Below are 18902 nucleotides of genomic sequence, written 5' to 3'. Positions count from 1 at the left end.
TGGGTAAAGTGGCGCTCCACCGATCTCTGCGGGGCCTGCGCTGTCCTGCCGGCCCAGACCTCGTTGCGGACGCTTTACCCAAGGGCTCCTTACCCAGGAGCGCCTTATCCGGAGCCCTTTATCGAAGGACTCCCCTCTCGGACCCTTAGCACGGAAGACGGCCATGACCGACAAGAGCCAACAATTCGCCAGCGACAACTATTCCGGCATTTGCCCCGAGGCCTGGGCGGCCATGGACCAGGCCAACCGCGGCCACGAACGCGCCTATGGCGACGACCAGTGGACCGCGCGCGCCGCCGATTATTTCCGCAAGCTGTTCGAGACCGACTGCGAGGTGTTCTTCGCCTTCAACGGCACCGCCGCCAACTCCCTGGCCCTGTCGTCGTTGTGCCAGAGTTACCACAGCGTCATCTGCTCGGAAACCGCCCACGTCGAAACCGACGAATGCGGCGCGCCGGAATTCTTCTCCAACGGCTCCAAGCTGCTGATCGCCGGCACCGAGAACGGCAAGCTGACCCCGGACTCGATCTGCGACATCGCCCTCAAGCGCCAGGACATCCACTACCCCAAGCCACGGGTGGTGACCCTGACCCAGGCCACCGAGGTCGGCAGCGTCTATACCCCGGAAGAAATCCGCGCCATCAGCGCCACCTGCAAAGAGCTGGGGCTGAACCTGCACATGGACGGCGCGCGCTTCTCCAACGCCTGCGCCTTCCTTGGCTGCTCGCCCGCCGACCTGACCTGGAAAGCCGGGGTCGACGTGCTGTGCTTCGGCGGCACAAAAAACGGCATGGCGGTGGGCGAGGCGATTCTGTTCTTCAACCACAAGCTGGCCGAAGACTTCGACTACCGCTGCAAGCAGGCCGGCCAGCTGGCCTCGAAGATGCGCTTCCTGTCGGCGCCCTGGGTCGGCCTGCTGGAAAACGACGCCTGGCTCAAGTACGCCCGCCACGCCAACCATTGCGCGCAATTGCTGGCCGAACTGGTGGCGGACATTCCAGGGGTGGAGCTGATGTTCCCGGTGCAGGCCAACGGCGTGTTCCTGCAACTCTCGGAACCGGCCATCGCCGCGCTGACCGCCAAGGGCTGGCGCTTCTACACCTTCATCGGTAAAGGCGGCGCGCGCTTCATGTGCTCGTGGGACACCGAAGAAGCGCGGGTCCGCGAACTGGCCGCGGACATTCGCCAGGTCATGGCCGGCTGAATGCCCTCGCCGGCCTGCCGCCTCCTGTCGAGATCGGGAGCGGTGGGCCGGCGCTGCGTGACATCAGTTCACAAATTCCTGAACTGATTATTTCCCTCCACTGATTCAACATCACAGGCGTATATCCGAGACTCCGGGGTCAATTTATAAAAACAAGGCACTGCCCCATGACCAGCCTGCCCGCGGCAACGGAAAAAGCCCCGTCCCCCAGCCTCAAGATCGAAACCCGCTCCATCGACTACGTGCCGCGCCACGAGCGCCACGGCAAGGTCTGGCACCAGGGTCCGTTCTGGTTCACCGGCAACTTCGTCCTGACCACCATGGTCACCGGCTTCACCGGCGCCGCCCTCGGCCTGAGCCTGCACTACTCGATCCTGGCCATCGTCATCGGCGTGTGCCTGGGCACCTTCTGCATGGCCTTCCACGCCAACCAGGGACCACGCATGGGCCTGCCGCAGATGATCCAGTCGCGGGCGCAATTCGGCCTGCGCGGGGCCATCGTGCCCTTCACCGCGGTGGTCTTCGTCTACATCGGCTTCAACGTGTTCAACGTGATCCTCGCCACCGACGCCATCAACACCGTGGTCCCCGGCGCGCGGGCGCCCTGGTACAGCCTGATGATCATCCTCGCGGTGATTATCGCCGTGGTCGGGCATGACCTGCTGCACGCCGTGCAGCGCTGGCTGACCTACATCATGATCAGCGTGTTCACCGTGCTGACCATCAGCGCGCTGATGACCCTGCAGGCCGACGCCGCCGTGGCCGACGCGCACTTCTCCTGGTCGGCGTTCCTGATCCAGCTGTCGGCGGCCGCCGGCTACCAGATCAGCTACTCGGTGTATGTCTCGGACTATTCGCGCTACCTGCCGCACAAGACCTCGTCGCGCCAGGTGATTTTCTGGACCTACCTGGGCGCCGCGGGCTCGGCGCTGTGGCTGATGTCCCTGGGTGCCTTCCTCGCCTCCGCCCTGCCGTCCCCGGACGCCATCGGCAGCGTCCGCGAAGTCGGCAATCAGATGATCCCGGGCTTCGGCACCTTTACCGTGCTGATCGCCGTGCCCGCCCTGGTCGGCATCATGGCGGTCAACTGCTACGGCGCGATGCTCACCGGCATCAGCGCCATCGACGGCTTCCTGCAGATCCAGCCGAACCTCAAGAGCCGGGTGGTGGGCATCGCCCTGGTGGCGGTGGTGATTTTCCTGATCGCCATGAACATTCCCGACAGCTACCTGGCGAGCTTCAATACCTTCGTGCTGCTGATGCTGTATTTCCTGGTGCCCTGGACCGCGGTCAACCTGGCGGACTTCTACGTGGTGCGCAAAGGTCACTACGCCATCAGCGACATCTTCAACCCGGCCGGCATCTATGGCCGTTGGGCCATGCCCGGGCTCATCGCCTATTTCCTCGGCCTGGTCGCGATGATTCCGTTCATGTCCCTGAGCTTCTACCAGGGCCCTGTGGCCCAGGCGCTGGAGGGCGCGGACATTGCCTTTGTCATCGGCCTGGCCGTGGCCGGCGTGGCCTACTGGGCGCTGACCCGGGGCCTGGACCTGGACGCCGAGCGCCTGGCGATCCAGGCCAGCGAACGCCAACTGGAAGGAGCCGGCCAATGACTGGATTGCCCACCCTGAAAGTCGCCTGCCAGCAGATCGCCCCACGGGTGGGCGAGCTCGACTACAACCGCGAGCTGGGCCAGCGGGCCATCCGCGAGGCCGCAGCCCAGGGCGCCCAGGTGGTGGTGCTGCCAGAACTGGTGCAGAGCGGTTATGTGTTCACCGATCGGCAGGAGGCGCTGACGCTGTCCGAGGCCCTCGATGGGCCGACGCTGACCCTGTGGAAGGCCCTGGCCGCAGAGCTGCAGGTGGTGATCGTTGGCGGTTTCTGCGAGCGCCTGAATGCCGGGCAAGTGGCCAACAGCGCCGCGCTGGTCGAGCCCGAGGGGCGGGTGACGGTGTATCGCAAGGCCCATCTGTGGGACCGGGAAAAGCGGGTCTTCACCGTGGGCGAGCAGCCGCCGCCGGTGATCGAAACCCGTTTTGGCGCGATCGCGATGCTGATCTGCTACGACCTGGAGTTCCCGGAGTGGGTGCGCCTGCCCGCGCTGGCCGGCGCCGCCCTGCTCTGCGCCCCGGTCAACTGGCCGGACGGGCCGCGTCCGGCGGGCGAACGCCCGGCGGAAATGGTCCGGGTCCAGGCCAACGCCGCGGTCAACCGCATGTTCATCGCCGCTTGCGACCGCTGCGGCGACGAGCGTGGCGTGGCCTGGGTCGGCGGCTCGCTGATCGTCGACGCCGACGGATATCCGCTGGCCGGCAGCGCCCGTCAGCCCCAGCAGCAACTGCTGCTGGCGGAGCTGCCCCTGGCGGACGCCCGGCACAAGCACATCAGCGCCCATAACCACGTACACCTGGACCGCCGCCCGGCGCTGTACTGAGCCCTCCCCGGCCGCGGGCAACACTCGCGGCCCTTCGCCTTTTCGCCCCTGATCCACGCGCGCCGCCAGACATGAACTAGATTGTCTGGCGAGCCGCTGTACCCGCTCGGATAACGACAATAATCAGGAGCGCATCCATGTCCTTACAAGGCAAGACCCTGTTCATCACCGGCGCCAGTCGTGGCATCGGCCGTGAAATCGCCCTGCGGGCGGCGCGGGACGGGGCCAATATCGTGATCGCGGCGAAAAGCGCCGACCCCCATCCCAAGCTGCCCGGCACCATCTTCAGCGTGGCCCGCGAGGTCGAGGCGGCCGGCGGCCAGGCCCTGGCCTTGCAGGTGGACGTGCGTGACGAAGAGACGGTGCGCCAGGCCCTGGCCAAGGCCGCCGAGCAGTTCGGCGGCATCGATGCGCTGGTCAACAATGCCGGGGCGATCAAGCTGACCGGGGTGCAGCACATCGAGCTCAAGCGCTTCGACCTGATGCACCAGATCAACACCCGCGCCGTGCTGCTGTGCAGCCAGGCGGCCCTGCCCTACCTGAAAACCAGCGGTGGGCACATCCTCAACCTGTCGCCGCCGCTGAACCTGGCGAGCAAATGGTTCGCCCAGTACAGCCCCTACACCGTGACCAAGTACGGCATGAGCATGCTGACCCTGGGCATGAGCGAGGAATTCAAGAACTACGGCATCAGCGTCAACTCGCTGTGGCCGCAGACCATGATCGCCACGGCTGCCATCGAGTTCCAATTGGGTTCGCGCGAGTCGTTCAAGCATGCGCGCACGCCGGCAATCATGGCCGATGCGGCCCACGCGATCCTTTCCAGCAGCCAGCGCCGCATCACCGGGCGCTTGCTGATCGACGAAGAAATACTGCGCGAACAGGGGGTAAGCGACTTCGCCCATTACCGCTTCGATCCCGACAGCAGTGAAACGCTGCTGACGGATCTGTTTATCGATTGAGCGAGCGGATCAATCTGTAGCCGCTGCCGAGGTACAAGGTTGCGATCGACTGCAAAGCAGTCGCAAACCCAGCCCCTCGATAGGTCAGAAGCACCGAGAGCTCCGGGTTCACGGTTGCTACGCAACCGATCGCAGCCTCGTGCCTCGGCAGCGGCTACGGGTTACGGGTCCGCCGCTCAATACTCGACCCGCACATCCCCCTTCGGCACGCTGCAGCAGGACAGGATGTAGCCTTCGGCTTCGTCTTCCTCGGTGATCCCACCGTTGTGGTCCATCTCCACTTCACCGCCCAGCTTGAGCACCTTGCAGGTGCCGCAGATGCCCATACCGCAGGCCTTGGGGATCATCAGGCCGAGCTTGGCCGCGGCGGCGTGGACGGTCTCGCCCGGCGCCACGCGGATGCTCTTGCCGGACGCGGTGAACTCCACCTGGTGCAGGTCGGCGACGTCGATTTCCGGCGCCTCGGCGGCCTGCTCGGCCTGTTCCACCGCATCGGCCCGGGCTTCCGCCGGCGTCGCGCCGAAGGATTCCTCGTGGTAGCGCGACATGTCGAAGCCGCTGGCTTCGAGCAGGCGCTTGACCGCGTTCATGTACGGCGTCGGGCCGCAGCAGAACACCTCGCGCTCGAGGAAGTCCGGCGCCATCAGCTCCAGCATCTTGTGGTTCAGGTAGCCGCGATAACCGGCCCAGGGCTCGCCCAGACCATGTTTCTCGCAGATCAGGTGCAGGCTGAAGTTGTCGATCCGCGACGCCATGTGCTCCAGCTCGCGGTGATAGATGATGTCCTTCGGCGAACGGGCGCTGTGGATAAACACCATGTCGACATTGCCGTTGGTGTCGTAGAACCAGCGCGCCATGGACATCACCGGCGTGATGCCGACGCCGCCGCTGAGGTACAGGACTTTCGGGCTCGGGAAGTCGATGGCGTTGAACAGCCCCACCGGCCCGTGCACCGCCAGCTCCTGGCCTTCGTGCAAGGTGTCGTGCAGCCAGTTGGAGACCTTGCCGCCCGGGACGCGCTTGATGGTCACCGAGAAGCTGTACGGCACCGAGGGCGAGCTGGAAATGGTGTAGGAACGCATGATCGGCTGGCCTTCGATCTCCAGCTCCAGGGTGACGAACTGCCCCGGCTTGAAGAAGAACATGATCGGCTGGTCGGCCATGAAACAGAAGGTGCGCACGTCCCAGGTTTCCTGGATGACTTTGACGCAACGGACGATGTGTCGGCCATTGGCCCAGGTCTGGGTGGTTACCGGGTTCAGGAAGTTGTTGGACATGCTGATCTCCACGGCCGACTGCCGGCCTTTATGGTGGCGATTGTGCGCAGGCCCATAAACACCCATTTACCTATCTGCGACATTCACATACTTATCGCGACCAGCCCCCAACCACCGGGGCTTGCGCGTCGGGAACAGATTGGGCCATGTCGCCCATGGATAAGGTTCCGGGCCGCGCCGGCCCCACACTCGCCTCAACTGATAACCGCTGATTTTTCAGCCTTGCGTCGTAACCGTGGCCGGTGTGACGGGCTTGTGCGGAGCAAGCCCGTTACACCGGCCACACAGCCACTTTCGCCGGCCACACAGATGGCCATGAGGACCAAAACGATGGACGTCACCGCAACCCTGAGCCTGGGCGATCCGCTGGAACCCGCACGCAAGGCCACCGCACAAATGCTCCAAGAACGCGAGCGGACCTTTTCCCTGCCGCAGCCGTTCTACTGCGACGAGCGCCTGTTCGATATCGACATGCAGGAGATCTTCCAGAAGGAATGGCTGATCGCCGGCATGACCTGCGAGATTCCGACCAAGGGCAACTACATGACCCTGCAGGTCGGCAAGAACCCGATCATCGTGATCCGTGGCGCCGACGGCGTGGTCCATGCTTTCCACAACGTCTGCCGCCACCGCGGTTCGCGCCTGTGCACCAGCGACAAGGGCAAGGTTGCCAAGCTGGTCTGCCACTACCACCAGTGGACCTACGAGCTGGACGGTCGCCTGCTGTTCGCCGGCACCGAGATGGGCGCCGACTTCGACATGAAGCAATACGGCCTCAAGCCAGTGAACGTGAAGACCGCCGGTGGCTACATCTTCATCTCGCTGGCCGAGAACCCGCCGGCCATCGATGACTTCCTGGCGACCCTGACGCACTACATGGAACCCTACGACATGGAGAACACCAAGGTGGCGGTGCAGACCACCTTGATGGAAAAGGCCAACTGGAAGCTGGTGCTGGAAAACAACCGCGAGTGCTACCACTGTGGCGGTTCGCACCCGGAGCTGCTGAAGACCCTGCTGGAGTGGGACGACGTCACCGACCCGCGCGCCGACCAGGCGTTCAAGGACCACGTGGCCGCCTCCGCCGCCGCCTGGGAAGCCGAGAAGATCCCTTATGCCCACGCCAGCTTCGGCTTGCGCAACCGCATCGTGCGCATGCCGCTGCTCAAGGGCACCGTGTCCATGACCATGGACGGCAAGCAGGGCTGCGCCAAGCTGATGGGCCGGATCAAGAACCCCGACCTGGGCTCGATGCGCATCCTGCACCTGCCGCACTCGTGGAACCACTGCATGGGCGACCACATCATCGTGTTCACCGTGTGGCCGATCAGCGCCCAGGAAACCATGGTCACCACCAAGTGGCTGGTGCACAAGGACGCGGTCGAAGGCGTGGACTATGACGTCGCGCGCATGCGCCAGGTGTGGGACGCCACCAACGACCAGGACCGTCGCCTGGCCGAGGAGAACCAGCGCGGCATCAACTCCACCGCCTACCAGCCAGGCCCGTACTCCAAGACCTACGAGTTCGGCGTGGTCAACTTCGTGGACTGGTACAGCGAACGCATGCTGAGCAACCTCGGCGCCGAACCGGCTCCGTACCTCAAGGGCGTGCCGGTTCACGGCTAAACGCGCTGTCCCGACCATAAAAAACCGCGAGCATGCTCGCGGTTTTTTATGACGTGAAGTGGCTACTACCAGTTCCAGGCGTGAATGATGTCCTGCGCTGTATCAAAGATATTTCCCAAGTCTTCGATATTGGGCGCACGCTTGTAATTCGGATCGATACGTCGTTGCAAATCGTCATACAAGCCGTCAATTCTTTCCTGGGTTTTCTTTTTATCGTGCTGCCGAAGTACATCGAGCCGGGCCTTGTTAGCAGCCAGCGCTCTACCTTCCTCGATATAAAAAGCCCTGTCCCACTCAGGCTGGTGATTATCAATAAAAGGCGGTGGACCGACAGGTTTGCTCATAGCCACCCCACTATTTCAGCTGGTCAAGAGAACCAGCCAGTGACCCAACTGACGATCGAGTTGAATGTATTAGTGATTTTCTCCCAGACGTTCTTCAACCAATTGAGGATATTCTTGCCAATCTCGGTGAAAAACTCGCTGACCTTGTCCAGCACGGTATTGAACAGGCCACCGAAAGTTTCCATGAACCCAACCACCGCATCAGCGCTTTGGGGGTATTGGTCCAACTGCTCGATCGCCGCGTCATACATCTTGTCGATGCGTTTATCTGCTGATTCCTTGTCCCGCTTACGCAACTCTTCGAGCTTTTTCTTGTAGTCCGTGGTGTCGGTCGAACCCGAGTTCTGGAAACTTTCCGTAGCCTTGACCAGCTCGGACTCCGACTGATCAGCTTGGCCTTCCCCCACTTCCCGGGCCTGAGGCTCGAGGTTCCGCACCGCAGGATCATTGGAACTCTTGGTGACATAGAGACTGCGCAAATGAATCTGCTGCAGGTGAGGCGAAGCCATCAGCAGGCCCCTGGCCTCGCCCGACAATCGTCTTTTCGCATGCACACGCATTTCGTTGAGTAACTCGACATAGGCTTCCTTGCCTTGTGCAGCAACAGGCTTGGCCTTGGTTTTTGCTTTGGATGCTTCGGACATTTCAATAACTCCTTGTAATTTAAACAACCGGCACTCTTGTGCCTTTCACTCGCGGGAACGGTAACGTTCATAACGCCCGCAATTCTCCCGAGTCCATCACTCAGAATCAGCCTTTATTAATTCCAAAAATCAATCGTGGACTTCATCAACCGGAAGGACGTTGGAGATAGCACTTTCACCGATCAACCAGACTCGGTATCAGCTATTAGGGAAGTGCAGAAACAAAAACATGCTTTTCATGTTTGACTCCTGTCATGGATTATCTTGAAGTGCAGCCGGAGAACTCGACTATTGCCCTTGAAAATCCGCCCCACTCCTTGTGTTTGAAAGAGTAAAGCCGCGTGCCCATCAGGCGTCAAACAGCCACTTATACCCATAGGAAACTGCATTTATGCAGGCTGAATATATAAACCAAACCTCACTCAGGTTTTATCCGAGCCCGAAACAAACGAGAGGGTAACCCCCAAGCTGTATAAAAAATGATCGCCCCCGTCGAGATACCACCCGCCAAGGCTTACAGAAGACCGCGAACAAGTTATCCACACCTCCACCCACAGCAAATGTGGGCAACTCGGCTTTCAGCCGGCGGATTCACTGGCAGAACCTGAAGAAAATCCGTGACTTATCCGGAAAGGCCTTTTCCACAAGGCTTTGATCATTTTTTGAACAGCGCTCTATAAGCCACGTATTTAAAGGCCCGCAGATGAAGGCGAACACCTTATCCACAGAAGCGCCAACAGACTTTGGGGGCAACTTTGCGGCCAAGGGCCGCGAGCTGTGGAAAACCGCCAATAGCGCGAAATATCGAGGCTTCAGTGCCGCCGGCGGGGCAAAACTTCGGATTTGCCTGTTTTTTGATCAGACCTCTGCAGACCACTATTTATAAGGCTCTCAGCGGAGAGCGAACATCTTATCCACAAAGAGGCCAACAGACTTTGGGGGCAACTCGGCAGCGGCAGAGGACCGAGGGAGTTCCTTATCCACAGAAAAACCTTAGGAAAAACCTCGACTTAGCTTGATCGTTTTTCGTACAACGCGCTGTAGCGCTTGATTGGCGAGGCTTGTAGAAAGGGACGAACATCTTATCCACAGAGGCGCGCACAGGGATTGTGGGTAACCGTGGATACAGGAGGGAAATCAGTCGCTGGCAAGCCGCGCCCCTGTAGGAGCGAAGCTTGCTCGCAATAACGATAGTGCGACAAGCCAAGCCCTAACGGACCACGCCTTCTTCGATCAACAGCTTGAGGATGGCCTCGGCCCCGGCTTCGGCGCTGACGCCCTTGAGCACCTGGCCGCCACCGCCGCTGGCCTTGGCGGTCGCGGCTTTCATGCGGTCGGCGCCGCTCTTGGCCTTGATCACTTTCAGGCGCTTGGGCCGCGGTTTGGCCGGTTGCAGGGTGGCGCTGGTGAATAACTCATCGTCGAGCACTTCCACCTGCCGCGCCTGCAGCACCCCACGCCGGGCCGGGCCGTAGGCGCTCTGCCGTGGCTTGGGCGCGGCGTTATCCACAGTGGCGAGGAACGGCAGGCGCACCTTCAGCCGACGGCGCTGGCCGCGCGGCAGGGCTTGCAGCACCAGGGCCACGCCACTGTCGATGGATTCCACCTGGGCCAGGCCCACCACCAGCGGCCAGCCGAGGTTTTCCGCCAGCAGGAACGGCAGCATGCCCGAGCCTTCGCCAGTTTCCGCCTGGCTGCCGGTGAGCACCACTTGCGCCCCGGCATCGCGCAGATAATCGGTCAGCGCCGGCAGCGCATCGGCACCGGCCGATTGCTCCAGCACATGCATCTGTTCCAGGCCCATGCCCAGGTAGGCGCGCAGGGCCGGCTCGGCGATATCGCCGGCGTGCAGCACCTGCAGCCTGTCCCCGGCCAGTTGCAGCCCCAGCTCGACCGCCCGCGCATCCTGCTCGGCGCGCCGTGGCCGGCCGGAAGTCGGGTGGGCGCCGATGGACACCAGGCTGATCACATTGGTACTCATAAGCTCTGTCCTTCCCTTAAGCCGCATCGCGCTTGGCGCCGTTACGGTAGGCCTCTACCGCCGCGATCAAGGCTTGAAGCAGCTCGGCGCTTTCGCCAATCACCGACAGGTCGGCGCGTTTGATCATGTCGCAGCCCGGATCGAGGTTGATCGCCACCACCTTGTCGCAGGCACCGATGCCCTGCAGGTGCTGGATCGCCCCGGAAATCCCCACCGCCACGTACACCCGGGCGGTGACCCAAGTGCCCGAGGCGCCGACCTGACGGTCGCGGGCCATGAAACCGTCGTCCACCGCCACCCGCGACGCGCCTTCGGTGGCGCCCAGGGCCGCGGCGGTTTTGTGGAACAGCTCCCAGTCCTTGACCCCGTTGCCGCCGGAGAAAATGAATTCGGCCTCGGCCATGGGAATCGCCGCCGGGTCCACCGCCACCGCGCCCAGGTCCTCGATTCGCGCCAGGCTGCGCGCCACCGTTGTGGATAACTCCACCGGCAGGGCTTCGTGGCGGGTTTCACTGACCGGTTCCGCGCATTCGGCAGCGGCCAGGATCAAGCGCGCCAGCGGTCGAGCCAGGTCCTGCAAGCCGGCACCGGCGCGGCCGATGCATTGCTCGTCCTTGACCTGCCAGACCCGCGTAGCCGGGCGTTCGCCCAGGGCCGCGGCAAAACGCCGGCCCAGTTCGCCGCCACCGGTGCGGCTGTCGGGCAGCAACCAGTGACGTGGGCTGAACTGGTTATCCACAGCCCGCAGGCCCTGGACTCGCTGTTCCGGTGCATAACCGCTGAATTCGTTGCCTTCGAGCACCAGCAGGCGGTCGACGCCGGCCGTGGCGAAGGCGTTTTCCTTGTGCTCGCCAAACACCACCGCCAGCACCGCGCCGTCCTTGCCGGCCAGCTGATGGGCCAGGCCCAGCAGGTCGCGGTCGTGACTGCTCAGGCGGCCGCCGACCATGTCCGGCACCACGCTGATGTAGAACGCCGGCTGCGCCACCTGATGCAGCGGCAGCAGGACTTCGACCGCGGCGCTGCGCTTGACCGCCCCGCCCTGCTGGGCGCCGCTGCGGTCGATACGCTTGATGCCGTTGGGGCCGATGAAACCGATCCCGTGGGGGTTCTTGCGGAGGATGCCGTTGGGCCCCATCCAGCTGTGCTGCGCCGGCTGCATGGCCGCGTGCAGCGGGTGCAGGCGGTTACGGGCGATCCATTCGGCCCGCGGGTCGCGGCGGATAATGTCGCTCATCAGTGGGCCTCCGCAGGTTCACGTTTGGCCGGGGTCACCGGCTTGCCAGGCGCGGCGTCTTCGAGCAAGGCGTCGGCCACCAGTTCGGCGATGTCCTTGATCAGCGGCCGCGGCTCGACCACGCCTTCGAGCATCGCGGTGCACTGTGGACAACCCACGGCCACCAGCTCGGCGCCGGTTTCGCGGATGTCGTCCATGCGCATGTCGGGGATCCGCTGCTTGCCCGGGATGTCGGTGATCGGCGCGCCGCCGCCACCGCCGCAGCAGCGCGAGCGGAAACCGGAGCGTTGCATTTCCTTGACCTCGATCCCCAGGGCGCGCAGGACCTCGCGCGGCGCCTCGTACTCGCCGTTGTAGCGGCCCAGGTAGCACGGGTCGTGATAGGTCACGCTGTTGCCTTTGTGCTGGCCCAGATTCAGGGCGCCGCCGGCGATCAGCTCGGCCATGTAGGTGCTGTGGTGCTGCACCACGTACTCGCCGCCGAGGGCGCCGTATTCGTTTTTCAGCACATGGAAACTGTGGGGATCGCAGGTGACGATGCGCTTGAAGCTGTACTTGGCCAGGGTTTGGATATTGCGCTTGGCCAGCAGCTGGAAGGTCGCCTCGTCGCCCAGGCGCCGGGCCACGTCGCCGCTGTCACGTTCTTCCAGGCCCAGCACCGCGAAGTCGACCTTGGCCGCTTTCAGCACTTTGACGAAGGCGCGCAGGGTGCGCTGGTTGCGCATGTCGAAGGCACCGTCGCCCACCCAGAACAGCACGTCGGTGGTTTTCTTCTCGCCGAGCAGCGCCAGGTTGAGGTCCGCCGCCCAGTTCATCCGCCCACCCGGGGCGAAACCGCCCGGGTTGTCGGTGGCGATCAGGTTTTCCAGGACTTCGGCGCCCTTGTTCGGGGTAGCGCCCTTTTCCAGGGTCAGGTGACGGCGCATGTCGACGATGGCATCGACGTGCTCGATCATCATCGGGCATTCCTCGACGCAGGCGCGGCAGGTGGTGCAGGACCACAGGGTCTCGGCGTCCACCAGGCCGTTGACGATCGGCTGGTGCGGATTGCCGCTGTGTTCGCCAATGGCTTTGCCGGGATACGGGCTGCCAGCGAACTTGGCATCGGTACCGCCAGCCAGGCCAACGACCATGTCCTGGATCAGCTTTTTCGGGTTCAGCGGCTGGCCGGCGGCAAAGGCCGGGCACGCGGCTTCGCATTTACCGCACTGCACGCAGGCGTCGAAGCCCAGCAGCTGGTTCCAGGTGAAATCCTTGGGTTTTTCCACCCCCAGCGGGGCGTTCGGGTCTTCCAGGTCCAGCGGCTTGAGGCCGGTGGAGCGGCCGCCACCGAAGCGTTCGGCGCGGCGGTGCCAGGCCAGGTGCAGGGCACCGGCGAAGGCGTGTTTCATCGGGCCGCCCCAGGTCATGCCGAAGAACAGCTCGGACACGCCCCACAACACACCGATGCCGAGGATCGCGGCCAGTACCCAGCCGCCGAAGTTTTCCGGGAGGATCCCGGCCACCGGCAGGGTCACCAGGAAGAACGACGCCGAGAACGCCAGCAGGCTTTTCGGCAGGCGCATCCACGGGCCTTTCGACAGGCGCGCCGGCGGGTTGCGACGGCGCAGGTAAACGAAGATCGCACCGACGAACATCACCGCCGACATCAGCAGCAAGGCGTAGCCGAGGATGCGGTTATGCAGGCCGAAACCGTGCACCAGGATCGCCAGCACGATGGACGCCACGGCGCCACCGGCCGTGGCCACGTGGGTGTTGGCGATGTATTTGTCCCGCGCCACCACATGGTGCAGGTCGACCATGTAGCGCTTGGGCATGGCCAGCAGGCCGCCGATCAGGTCGACCTTGGACGCACGGCCCCGGCGCCACATGGCCACCCGCCGCAACGCGCCCAGGACAGCCAGGCCGATGGCTGCGAACAGCAGGATGGGAAGAAGGGTGTTCAACATGGTGGAGCTCCCAAAGACCAGCTCGGTCGTTGTAGCCGCTGCCGCAGGCTGCGATGAAGTCCGCAGGACTTCCCTGCGAACTCAAGAGCACGACTGCTTCGCAGTCGATCGCAGCCTTCGGCAGCGGCTACAGGTATGGCTTAGAAATCCTTGCAGATCCGCAGGGCGTCATAGATGGCCGCGTGGGTGTTGCGCTGCGCCACGCAGTCACCGATGCGGAACAGCAGATAACCGTCGCCCGCCTGGCTCAACGAAGGCTGCGGCTTGATCGCGAACAGCGCTTCGACGTCAACCTGGCCCTTGTTGCGCGAGCCTTCCTTGAGCGCGTAGTAGATCGCTTCGTCGGGCCGCACACCGTTCTCCACCACCACCTGGTCGACCACCCGCTCCTCCTTGGCGCCGGTGTATTCGTTCTCCAGCACCGCCACCAGCTTGTCGCCTTCGCGGTAGACCTTTTCCAGCATCATGTCGCCGGTCATGATCACTTCCTTGGGGTACATGCTGCGGTAGTAGGTCGGGAACGACGTACCGCCGATGGCCACGCCCGGCTTGATGTCGTCGGTGACGATCTCGACCTGGCTGCCCTTGTCGGCGAGGAAGTCGGCCACAGACATGCCGGTGAACTCGCAGATGGTGTCGTAGACCAGCACGTTCTTGCCCGGCGCAACCTTGCCGTCGAGCACGTCCCAGCTGCTGACCACCAGCCCTTCGGCGGCGCCCCAGTGTTCGTTCTGCTCAAGGAACGGATGCCCGCCGACGGCCAGCACCACGATGTCCGGACGCAGGTCGAGGATGGTCTCGGCATCGGCCGCGGTGCCCAGGCGCAGGTCGACCTTCAGGCGTGCCAGCTCCAGCTGATACCAGCGGGTGATACCGGCGATCTGGTCGCGCTGCGGCGCTTTCGACGCAGTGGTGATCTGCCCGCCGATGGCCTCTTTCTTCTCGAACAGGGTCACGTCGTGGCCACGTTCGGCCGCCACCCGCGCCGATTCCATACCGGCCGGGCCGGCACCGACCACCACCACCTTGCGTTTCGGCCCGGTGGACTTCTCGATGATGTGCGGCACGCCCATGTATTCACGGGAGGTCGCGGCGTTCTGGATGCACAGCACATCCAGGCCCTGGTACTGGCGGTCGATGCAATAGTTGGCGCCCACGCACTGCTTGATCTGGTCGACCTGGCCCATCTTGATCTTGGCGATCAGGTGCGGGTCGGCGATGTGCGCACGGGTCATGCCGACCATGTCGACGTAACCACCCTCGAGGATGCGGGTGGCCTGGTTCGGGTCCTTGATGTTCTGCGCATGCAGTACCGGAACCTTGACCACTTCCTTGATCCCGGCAGCCAGGTGCAGGAACGGCTCCGGTGGATAACTCATGTTCGGAATCACGTTGGCCAGGGTGTTGTGGGTGTCGCAACCCGAACCCACGACGCCGATGAAATCGAGCATGCCGGTATCGTCGTAATACTTGGCGATCTGCTTCATGTCCTCGTGGGACAGGCCGTCCGGGTGGAACTCGTCACCACAGATACGCATGCCCACGCAGAAATCGTCGCCGACTTCGGCGCGCACCGCCTTGAGCACTTCCAGGCCGAACTTCATCCGGCCTTCGAAGCTGCCGCCCCATTCGTCGGTCCGCTTGTTGACCCGCGGGCTCCAGAACTGGTCAATCATGTGCTGGTGCACGGCGGACAGCTCGACGCCGTCCAGGCCACCGGCCTTTGCGCGACGGGCAGCTTGCGCGTAGTTGCCGATCACCCGCCAGATCTCTTCCACCTCGATGGTCTTGCAGGTGGCGCGGTGCACCGGTTCGCGGATGCCCGACGGCGACATCAGGGTCGGCCAGTTGAAACCGTCCCAGCGCGAGCGGCGGCCCATGTGGGTAATCTGGATCATGATCTTGGCGCCGTGCTTGTGCATGGCGTCGGCCAGATTCTGGAAGTGCGGAATGATGCGGTCGGTGGACAGGTTCACCGAGCTCCACCATTCCTGCGGGCTGTCGATGGCCACCACGGACGAGCCGCCACAGATCGCCAGGCCGATACCGCCCTTGGCTTTCTCTTCGTAATACTTCACGTAGCGGTCGGTGGTCATGCCGCCATCGGTGGCGTAGACCTCGGCGTGCGCGGTGCTGAGCACCCGGTTGCGGATGGTCAGTTTGCCGATCTGGATCGGCTGGAACATCGCTTCGAAAGCCATTTTTCTTAACTCCGCTTACAACGGCTTGACGGTGAACAGGCCATCGTCGTGGCCTTCTTCGGAACCGCCGTAGACCTGTTCGGCGACGGTGCGGATCTTGCTGCCGCGGGCCGCCAGGATCTGGTCCATGGCGCCGGCGAACCAGCCGGTGAACATGTAGTCGACCTTGCGCCCGACCTTGCCGTACACATAGACGAAGGCCGAGTGTTCGAGCTTGACGCTGGCGGTGCCCTTGTCGAGGTCGATGTCCTGGATCTTGAACAGGCCCCAGCCGCGCTGCGACAGGCGCTTCATGTAGTGCTCGAACACCGCGACGCCTTCCAGGCCATGGCATTCGGCTTCTTTTTCACACCAGTGCCAGGCGGACTTGTAGCCGGCCTTGTAGAGGATCTCGGCGTAGGCGTCGGCGCCCAGCACTTCCTCGATGCCCATGTGGTTGTTGACGAAGAAGTGACGCGGCACGTACAGCATCGGCAGGGCGTCGGAGGTCCAGACACCGGTTTCGCTGTCGACTTCGATGGGCAGTTGCGGGGCGATCTTGGCCATGTTTCAAAACTCCGGAATTCTTTTGGATTGGTGCATCCGTAGCCGCTGCCGCAGGCTGCGATAAGGCTCGAAGAGCCTTCCGAGGGCCGCAGGAGCGCGTCTCCTTCGGCAGCGGCTACAGGTGTGTGCTGTGGAGGGTTGGCGTTATTCGCCCCAGACGTCCTTGAGGACGTTCACCCAGTTCTCGCCCATGATCTTGCGCACCACACGCTCGGAGTGACCGCGCTTGAGCAGGGTCTCGGTGAGGTTGGGGAACTCGCCCACGGTGCGGATGCCCAGCGGGTTGATGATCTTGCCGAAGTTGGTCAGGCGACGGGCGTAGCCCTTGTCGTGGGTCAGGTATTCGAAGAAGTCCTGGCCATGGCCCTGGGTGAAGTCGGTACCGATGCCGATGGCGTCTTCGCCGACGATGTTCATGGTGTATTCGATGGCCTCGGCGTAGTCGTCGATGGTCGAATCGATGCCCTTGGCCAGGAACGGCGCGAACATGGTCACGCCGACGAAACCGCCGTGGTCGGCGATGAACTTCAGCTCTTCATCGGACTTGTTGCGCGGGTGTTCCTTGAGGCCAGACGGCAGGCAGTGGGAGTAGCAGACCGGCTTTTTCGATTCGAGGATGACTTCCTCGGAGGTCTTGGAACCGACGTGGGACAGGTCGCACATGACGCCGACGCGGTTCATCTCGGCGACGATCTCGCGACCGAAGCCCGACAGGCCGCCATCGCGCTCGTAGCAGCCGGTACCCACCAGGTTCTGGGTGTTGTAGCACATCTGCACGATCCCCACGCCCAGCTGCTTGAACACCTCGACGTAGCCGATCTGGTCCTCGTAGGCGTGGGCATTCTGGAAGCCGAACAGGATGCCGGTCTTGCCCAGTTCCTTGGCCTTGCGGATGTCGGCGGTGGTGCGCACCGGCATCACCAGGTCGCTGTTCTCGCGGATCAGCTTCTGGCTGGAGGCGATATTGTTGACCGTGGCCTGGAAGCCCTCCCACACCGACACGGTGCAGTTGGCCGCGGTCAGGCCGCCCTTGCGCATGTCTTCGAACAGCTCACGGTTCCACTTGGCAATGATCAGCCCGTCGATAACGATGCTGTCGGCGTGCAATTCGGCTGGGCTCATCAGGCAGTCCCCTTATTGGCAATTCATGCGCCGAATCGTCTGCCGGCGCTTTGGGGTCAGCATATGCCTCGGTGCCCGGGCAGCCGGGTGCAAAAACGACAGGGGAATTGCCGAAAGCGTCAATCCGCGACAAAGGGTCTGCCGGGCGTCCCTTGCCCCATCTGTTCTTTGTCATGCGCATGGGCCAGAATCCGCCGCATCACTGGATTTAGAGGGGGCTGCGACGCAATGAAATCGATCTTCCTGGCTTTGGCACTGCTGGCGACGGGCGCACAGGCGGCTGAAGAAGCCGACAACTCCCCGTGCGACAGCGTCGAACAGGATCAACAGACTCTGGAATGCGCCACCTTCAACAAAACCACCGCCGAGCAACTGCTGAGCGACAACCTGCAGGGCCTGCTCGAACGCCTGGGCACGCAATACGGCAGCGACAAGGCGCAGCTGGCCGACATCACCGCCAAGGTGCAGAACGCCCAGCAGCTGTGGCAGAAACAGCGCGACGCCGACTGCGCCGTCGACACTTTCCCCGCCAAACCCGGCAGCAAGGCCTACGCCATTGCCCAGGCCGATTGCCTGGCGCGCATGAGCGATGAACGGTCGGAATTTCTTGAGTCGATCGGGCAGGAGTAACGAGTCGGCCGCAAGTTTTTCTACAACAGGAATACCGCAATCGCGGGCAAGGACTGGGCGTCCCCCCTGCTCCTACAGAAGCATGAGCAATACCCGGACAAGGTTCTCGCCTTGGCCCGCGAGCGAATATAAGCAAAGATTGATTAATCTTATAAAAGACTTATATTCGTTCATGAACAGCATCCTGTGGACCCGTAAGGCCGTCAAACAACTGCTGCGATTGCACAGCGCCCATCAGGTACAGATCCGTGACGCGGTGACCTTGCTCGGCGACATGCCCGACACCGGCAACGTCAAGACGCTCAGCGCTCACGCCTATGCCTACCGCCTGCGAGTGGGCAACTATCGAATCCTGTTCGACTGGGATGGCGCTATCAGAGTGGTCAGTATTCAAGAGGTCAAGAAACGTGACGAACGCACCTACTGACATCCAGATCATCAACGGCACGGACGGCAAGCCGGCGTTCGTGGTGATCCCTTATGCGGACTATGTGGCGCAACGCCAAGAGCCGGACCTGATCCCCCATGACGTGGTCAGCCGCATCGTTGACGGCGCCACGCCAATCCGCGCCTGGCGCGAGCACCTGCACCTGACCCAGGACGAGGTCGCCAGGCGCCTGGGCATTTCCCAGCCGGCCTTCGCCCAGCAAGAAAGCGTCGCCAAGCCCCGCCGCGCCACCCGCGAGAAGATCGCCGCGGCCTTCGGCATTCGCGCCGACCAGTTGGAACTGTAAGCTGCACGCCA

General features: G+C 63.0%; 18 protein-coding genes. 9 read left to right on the top strand and 9 right to left on the bottom strand.

Going from position 1 to position 18902, the window contains the following annotated elements; genetic code table 11:
* Positions 1-163 precede the first annotated feature (163 nt).
* From AC07VU_RS06915 to AC07VU_RS06900, 4 genes are all read left to right on the top strand, one after another.
* Positions 164-1204 (top strand): threonine aldolase family protein, encoded by a 1041-nt coding sequence (locus AC07VU_RS06915; protein WP_495029641.1) that lies wholly within the window; start codon positions 164-166, stop codon positions 1202-1204.
* Positions 1205-1371: 167 nt separating this feature from the next.
* A complete protein-coding gene (locus tag AC07VU_RS06910) occupies positions 1372-2817 on the top strand; it encodes a purine-cytosine permease family protein (RefSeq protein ID WP_457275111.1) in 1446 nt (481 codons plus the stop codon).
* Entirely contained in the window at positions 2814-3638 is an 825-nt protein-coding gene (locus AC07VU_RS06905) for a nitrilase-related carbon-nitrogen hydrolase (RefSeq protein WP_457275112.1), read from the top strand. Before AC07VU_RS06910 ends, AC07VU_RS06905 begins: the two co-directional genes overlap by 4 nt.
* Positions 3639-3775: 137 nt before the next feature.
* Positions 3776-4600, top strand: a complete 825-nt coding sequence (locus AC07VU_RS06900) for an SDR family oxidoreductase (RefSeq protein ID WP_495029640.1) — start codon at positions 3776-3778, stop codon at positions 4598-4600.
* Between the two features lie 176 nt (positions 4601-4776).
* Here AC07VU_RS06900 and gbcB read toward each other — a convergent pair whose 3' ends face one another.
* The gene (gene gbcB, locus AC07VU_RS06895) at positions 4777-5877 is read right to left on the bottom strand and encodes a glycine betaine monooxygenase reductase subunit (RefSeq protein ID WP_007926368.1); all 1101 of its coding nucleotides are present in this window, start codon (positions 5875-5877) and stop codon (positions 4777-4779) included.
* Between the two features lie 330 nt (positions 5878-6207).
* On the opposite strand from gbcB, the gene gbca reads away from it, so the two are divergent.
* Positions 6208-7503: a glycine betaine monooxygenase oxygenase subunit gene (gbca, locus tag AC07VU_RS06890; protein WP_007926366.1), complete on the top strand. Its 1296-nt coding sequence runs from the start codon at positions 6208-6210 to the stop codon at positions 7501-7503.
* A 65-nt stretch (positions 7504-7568) separates the two neighbouring features.
* Here gbca and AC07VU_RS06885 read toward each other — a convergent pair whose 3' ends face one another.
* Positions 7569-7847, bottom strand: a complete 279-nt coding sequence (locus tag AC07VU_RS06885; protein ID WP_495029639.1) for a hypothetical protein — start codon at positions 7845-7847, stop codon at positions 7569-7571.
* A gap of 23 nt (positions 7848-7870) precedes the next feature.
* A complete protein-coding gene (locus tag AC07VU_RS06880) occupies positions 7871-8491 on the bottom strand; it encodes a hypothetical protein (RefSeq protein WP_274304880.1) in 621 nt (206 codons plus the stop codon).
* Between the two features lie 703 nt (positions 8492-9194).
* Between AC07VU_RS06880 and AC07VU_RS06875 the strand changes: the two genes are divergently transcribed.
* Positions 9195-9377 (top strand): hypothetical protein, encoded by a 183-nt coding sequence (locus AC07VU_RS06875; RefSeq protein WP_274304881.1) that lies wholly within the window; start codon positions 9195-9197, stop codon positions 9375-9377.
* Between the two features lie 324 nt (positions 9378-9701).
* Here AC07VU_RS06875 and etfB read toward each other — a convergent pair whose 3' ends face one another.
* The 6 genes from etfB to AC07VU_RS06845 form a co-directional block, all read right to left on the bottom strand.
* Positions 9702-10472 carry an electron transfer flavoprotein subunit beta gene (gene etfB, locus AC07VU_RS06870; protein WP_009051233.1) on the bottom strand — a complete coding sequence of 257 codons (771 nt, stop codon included), beginning with the start codon at positions 10470-10472 and terminating at the stop codon, positions 9702-9704.
* Positions 10473-10488: 16 nt separating this feature from the next.
* Positions 10489-11709 carry an electron transfer flavoprotein subunit alpha gene (gene etfA / locus AC07VU_RS06865; protein WP_495029638.1) on the bottom strand — a complete coding sequence of 407 codons (1221 nt, stop codon included), beginning with the start codon at positions 11707-11709 and terminating at the stop codon, positions 10489-10491.
* Positions 11709-13658, bottom strand: coding sequence for a dimethylglycine demethylation protein DgcB (dgcB, locus tag AC07VU_RS06860; RefSeq protein WP_101339321.1), 1950 nt, complete (start codon positions 13656-13658; stop codon positions 11709-11711). The genes etfA and dgcB overlap by 1 nt, the downstream gene beginning before the upstream one ends.
* Before the next feature lie 140 nt (positions 13659-13798).
* Entirely contained in the window at positions 13799-15859 is a 2061-nt protein-coding gene (dgcA, locus tag AC07VU_RS06855) for a dimethylglycine demethylation protein DgcA (RefSeq protein WP_009045952.1), read from the bottom strand.
* A 15-nt stretch (positions 15860-15874) separates the two neighbouring features.
* Complete coding sequence (locus tag AC07VU_RS06850) at positions 15875-16405, bottom strand: DUF5943 domain-containing protein (RefSeq protein WP_007926354.1); 531 nt, start codon at positions 16403-16405, stop codon at positions 15875-15877.
* A gap of 144 nt (positions 16406-16549) precedes the next feature.
* On the bottom strand, positions 16550-17527 hold the full coding sequence (locus AC07VU_RS06845) for a dipeptidase (protein WP_007926352.1): 978 nt from the start codon (positions 17525-17527) through the stop codon (positions 16550-16552).
* Between the two features lie 228 nt (positions 17528-17755).
* On the opposite strand from AC07VU_RS06845, the gene AC07VU_RS06840 reads away from it, so the two are divergent.
* From AC07VU_RS06840 to AC07VU_RS06830, 3 genes are all read left to right on the top strand, one after another.
* Complete coding sequence (locus tag AC07VU_RS06840) at positions 17756-18157, top strand: lysozyme inhibitor LprI family protein (RefSeq protein ID WP_009045953.1); 402 nt, start codon at positions 17756-17758, stop codon at positions 18155-18157.
* 172 nt (positions 18158-18329) lie between these two features.
* Positions 18330-18584, top strand: coding sequence for a type II toxin-antitoxin system RelE family toxin (locus AC07VU_RS06835; protein ID WP_457275117.1), 255 nt, complete (start codon positions 18330-18332; stop codon positions 18582-18584).
* Positions 18523-18891 (top strand): helix-turn-helix domain-containing protein, encoded by a 369-nt coding sequence (locus AC07VU_RS06830; RefSeq protein WP_087089476.1) that lies wholly within the window; start codon positions 18523-18525, stop codon positions 18889-18891. Before AC07VU_RS06835 ends, AC07VU_RS06830 begins: the two co-directional genes overlap by 62 nt.
* The last annotated feature ends 11 nt before the right edge of the window (positions 18892-18902 follow it).

The sequence above is a fragment of the Pseudomonas sp. GW821-FHT02B10 genome (assembly GCF_059421865.1).
This window is presented reverse-complemented; position numbering and strand designations above follow the sequence as displayed.

Excerpts from the sequence above, each read along its gene's own strand:
- AC07VU_RS06835 (WP_457275117.1), top strand. The coding sequence starts at position 18,330 with ATGAACAGCATCCTGTGGACCCGTAAGGCCGTCAAACAACTGCTGCGA.
- AC07VU_RS06875 (WP_274304881.1), top strand. The coding sequence starts at position 9,195 with ATGAAGGCGAACACCTTATCCACAGAAGCGCCAACAGACTTTGGGGGC.
- dgcA (WP_009045952.1), bottom strand. The coding sequence starts at position 15,859 with ATGGCTTTCGAAGCGATGTTCCAGCCGATCCAGATCGGCAAACTGACC.
- gbcB (WP_007926368.1), bottom strand. The coding sequence starts at position 5,877 with ATGTCCAACAACTTCCTGAACCCGGTAACCACCCAGACCTGGGCCAAT.
- AC07VU_RS06900 (WP_495029640.1), top strand. The coding sequence starts at position 3,776 with ATGTCCTTACAAGGCAAGACCCTGTTCATCACCGGCGCCAGTCGTGGC.
- AC07VU_RS06915 (WP_495029641.1), top strand. The coding sequence starts at position 164 with ATGACCGACAAGAGCCAACAATTCGCCAGCGACAACTATTCCGGCATT.
- AC07VU_RS06905 (WP_457275112.1), top strand. The coding sequence starts at position 2,814 with ATGACTGGATTGCCCACCCTGAAAGTCGCCTGCCAGCAGATCGCCCCA.
- AC07VU_RS06850 (WP_007926354.1), bottom strand. The coding sequence starts at position 16,405 with ATGGCCAAGATCGCCCCGCAACTGCCCATCGAAGTCGACAGCGAAACC.
- dgcB (WP_101339321.1), bottom strand. The coding sequence starts at position 13,658 with ATGTTGAACACCCTTCTTCCCATCCTGCTGTTCGCAGCCATCGGCCTG.
- AC07VU_RS06830 (WP_087089476.1), top strand. The coding sequence starts at position 18,523 with ATGGCGCTATCAGAGTGGTCAGTATTCAAGAGGTCAAGAAACGTGACG.
- AC07VU_RS06845 (WP_007926352.1), bottom strand. The coding sequence starts at position 17,527 with ATGAGCCCAGCCGAATTGCACGCCGACAGCATCGTTATCGACGGGCTG.
- gbca (WP_007926366.1), top strand. The coding sequence starts at position 6,208 with ATGGACGTCACCGCAACCCTGAGCCTGGGCGATCCGCTGGAACCCGCA.
- AC07VU_RS06840 (WP_009045953.1), top strand. The coding sequence starts at position 17,756 with ATGAAATCGATCTTCCTGGCTTTGGCACTGCTGGCGACGGGCGCACAG.
- AC07VU_RS06910 (WP_457275111.1), top strand. The coding sequence starts at position 1,372 with ATGACCAGCCTGCCCGCGGCAACGGAAAAAGCCCCGTCCCCCAGCCTC.
- etfA (WP_495029638.1), bottom strand. The coding sequence starts at position 11,709 with ATGAGCGACATTATCCGCCGCGACCCGCGGGCCGAATGGATCGCCCGT.
- AC07VU_RS06880 (WP_274304880.1), bottom strand. The coding sequence starts at position 8,491 with ATGTCCGAAGCATCCAAAGCAAAAACCAAGGCCAAGCCTGTTGCTGCA.
- AC07VU_RS06885 (WP_495029639.1), bottom strand. The coding sequence starts at position 7,847 with ATGAGCAAACCTGTCGGTCCACCGCCTTTTATTGATAATCACCAGCCT.
- etfB (WP_009051233.1), bottom strand. The coding sequence starts at position 10,472 with ATGAGTACCAATGTGATCAGCCTGGTGTCCATCGGCGCCCACCCGACT.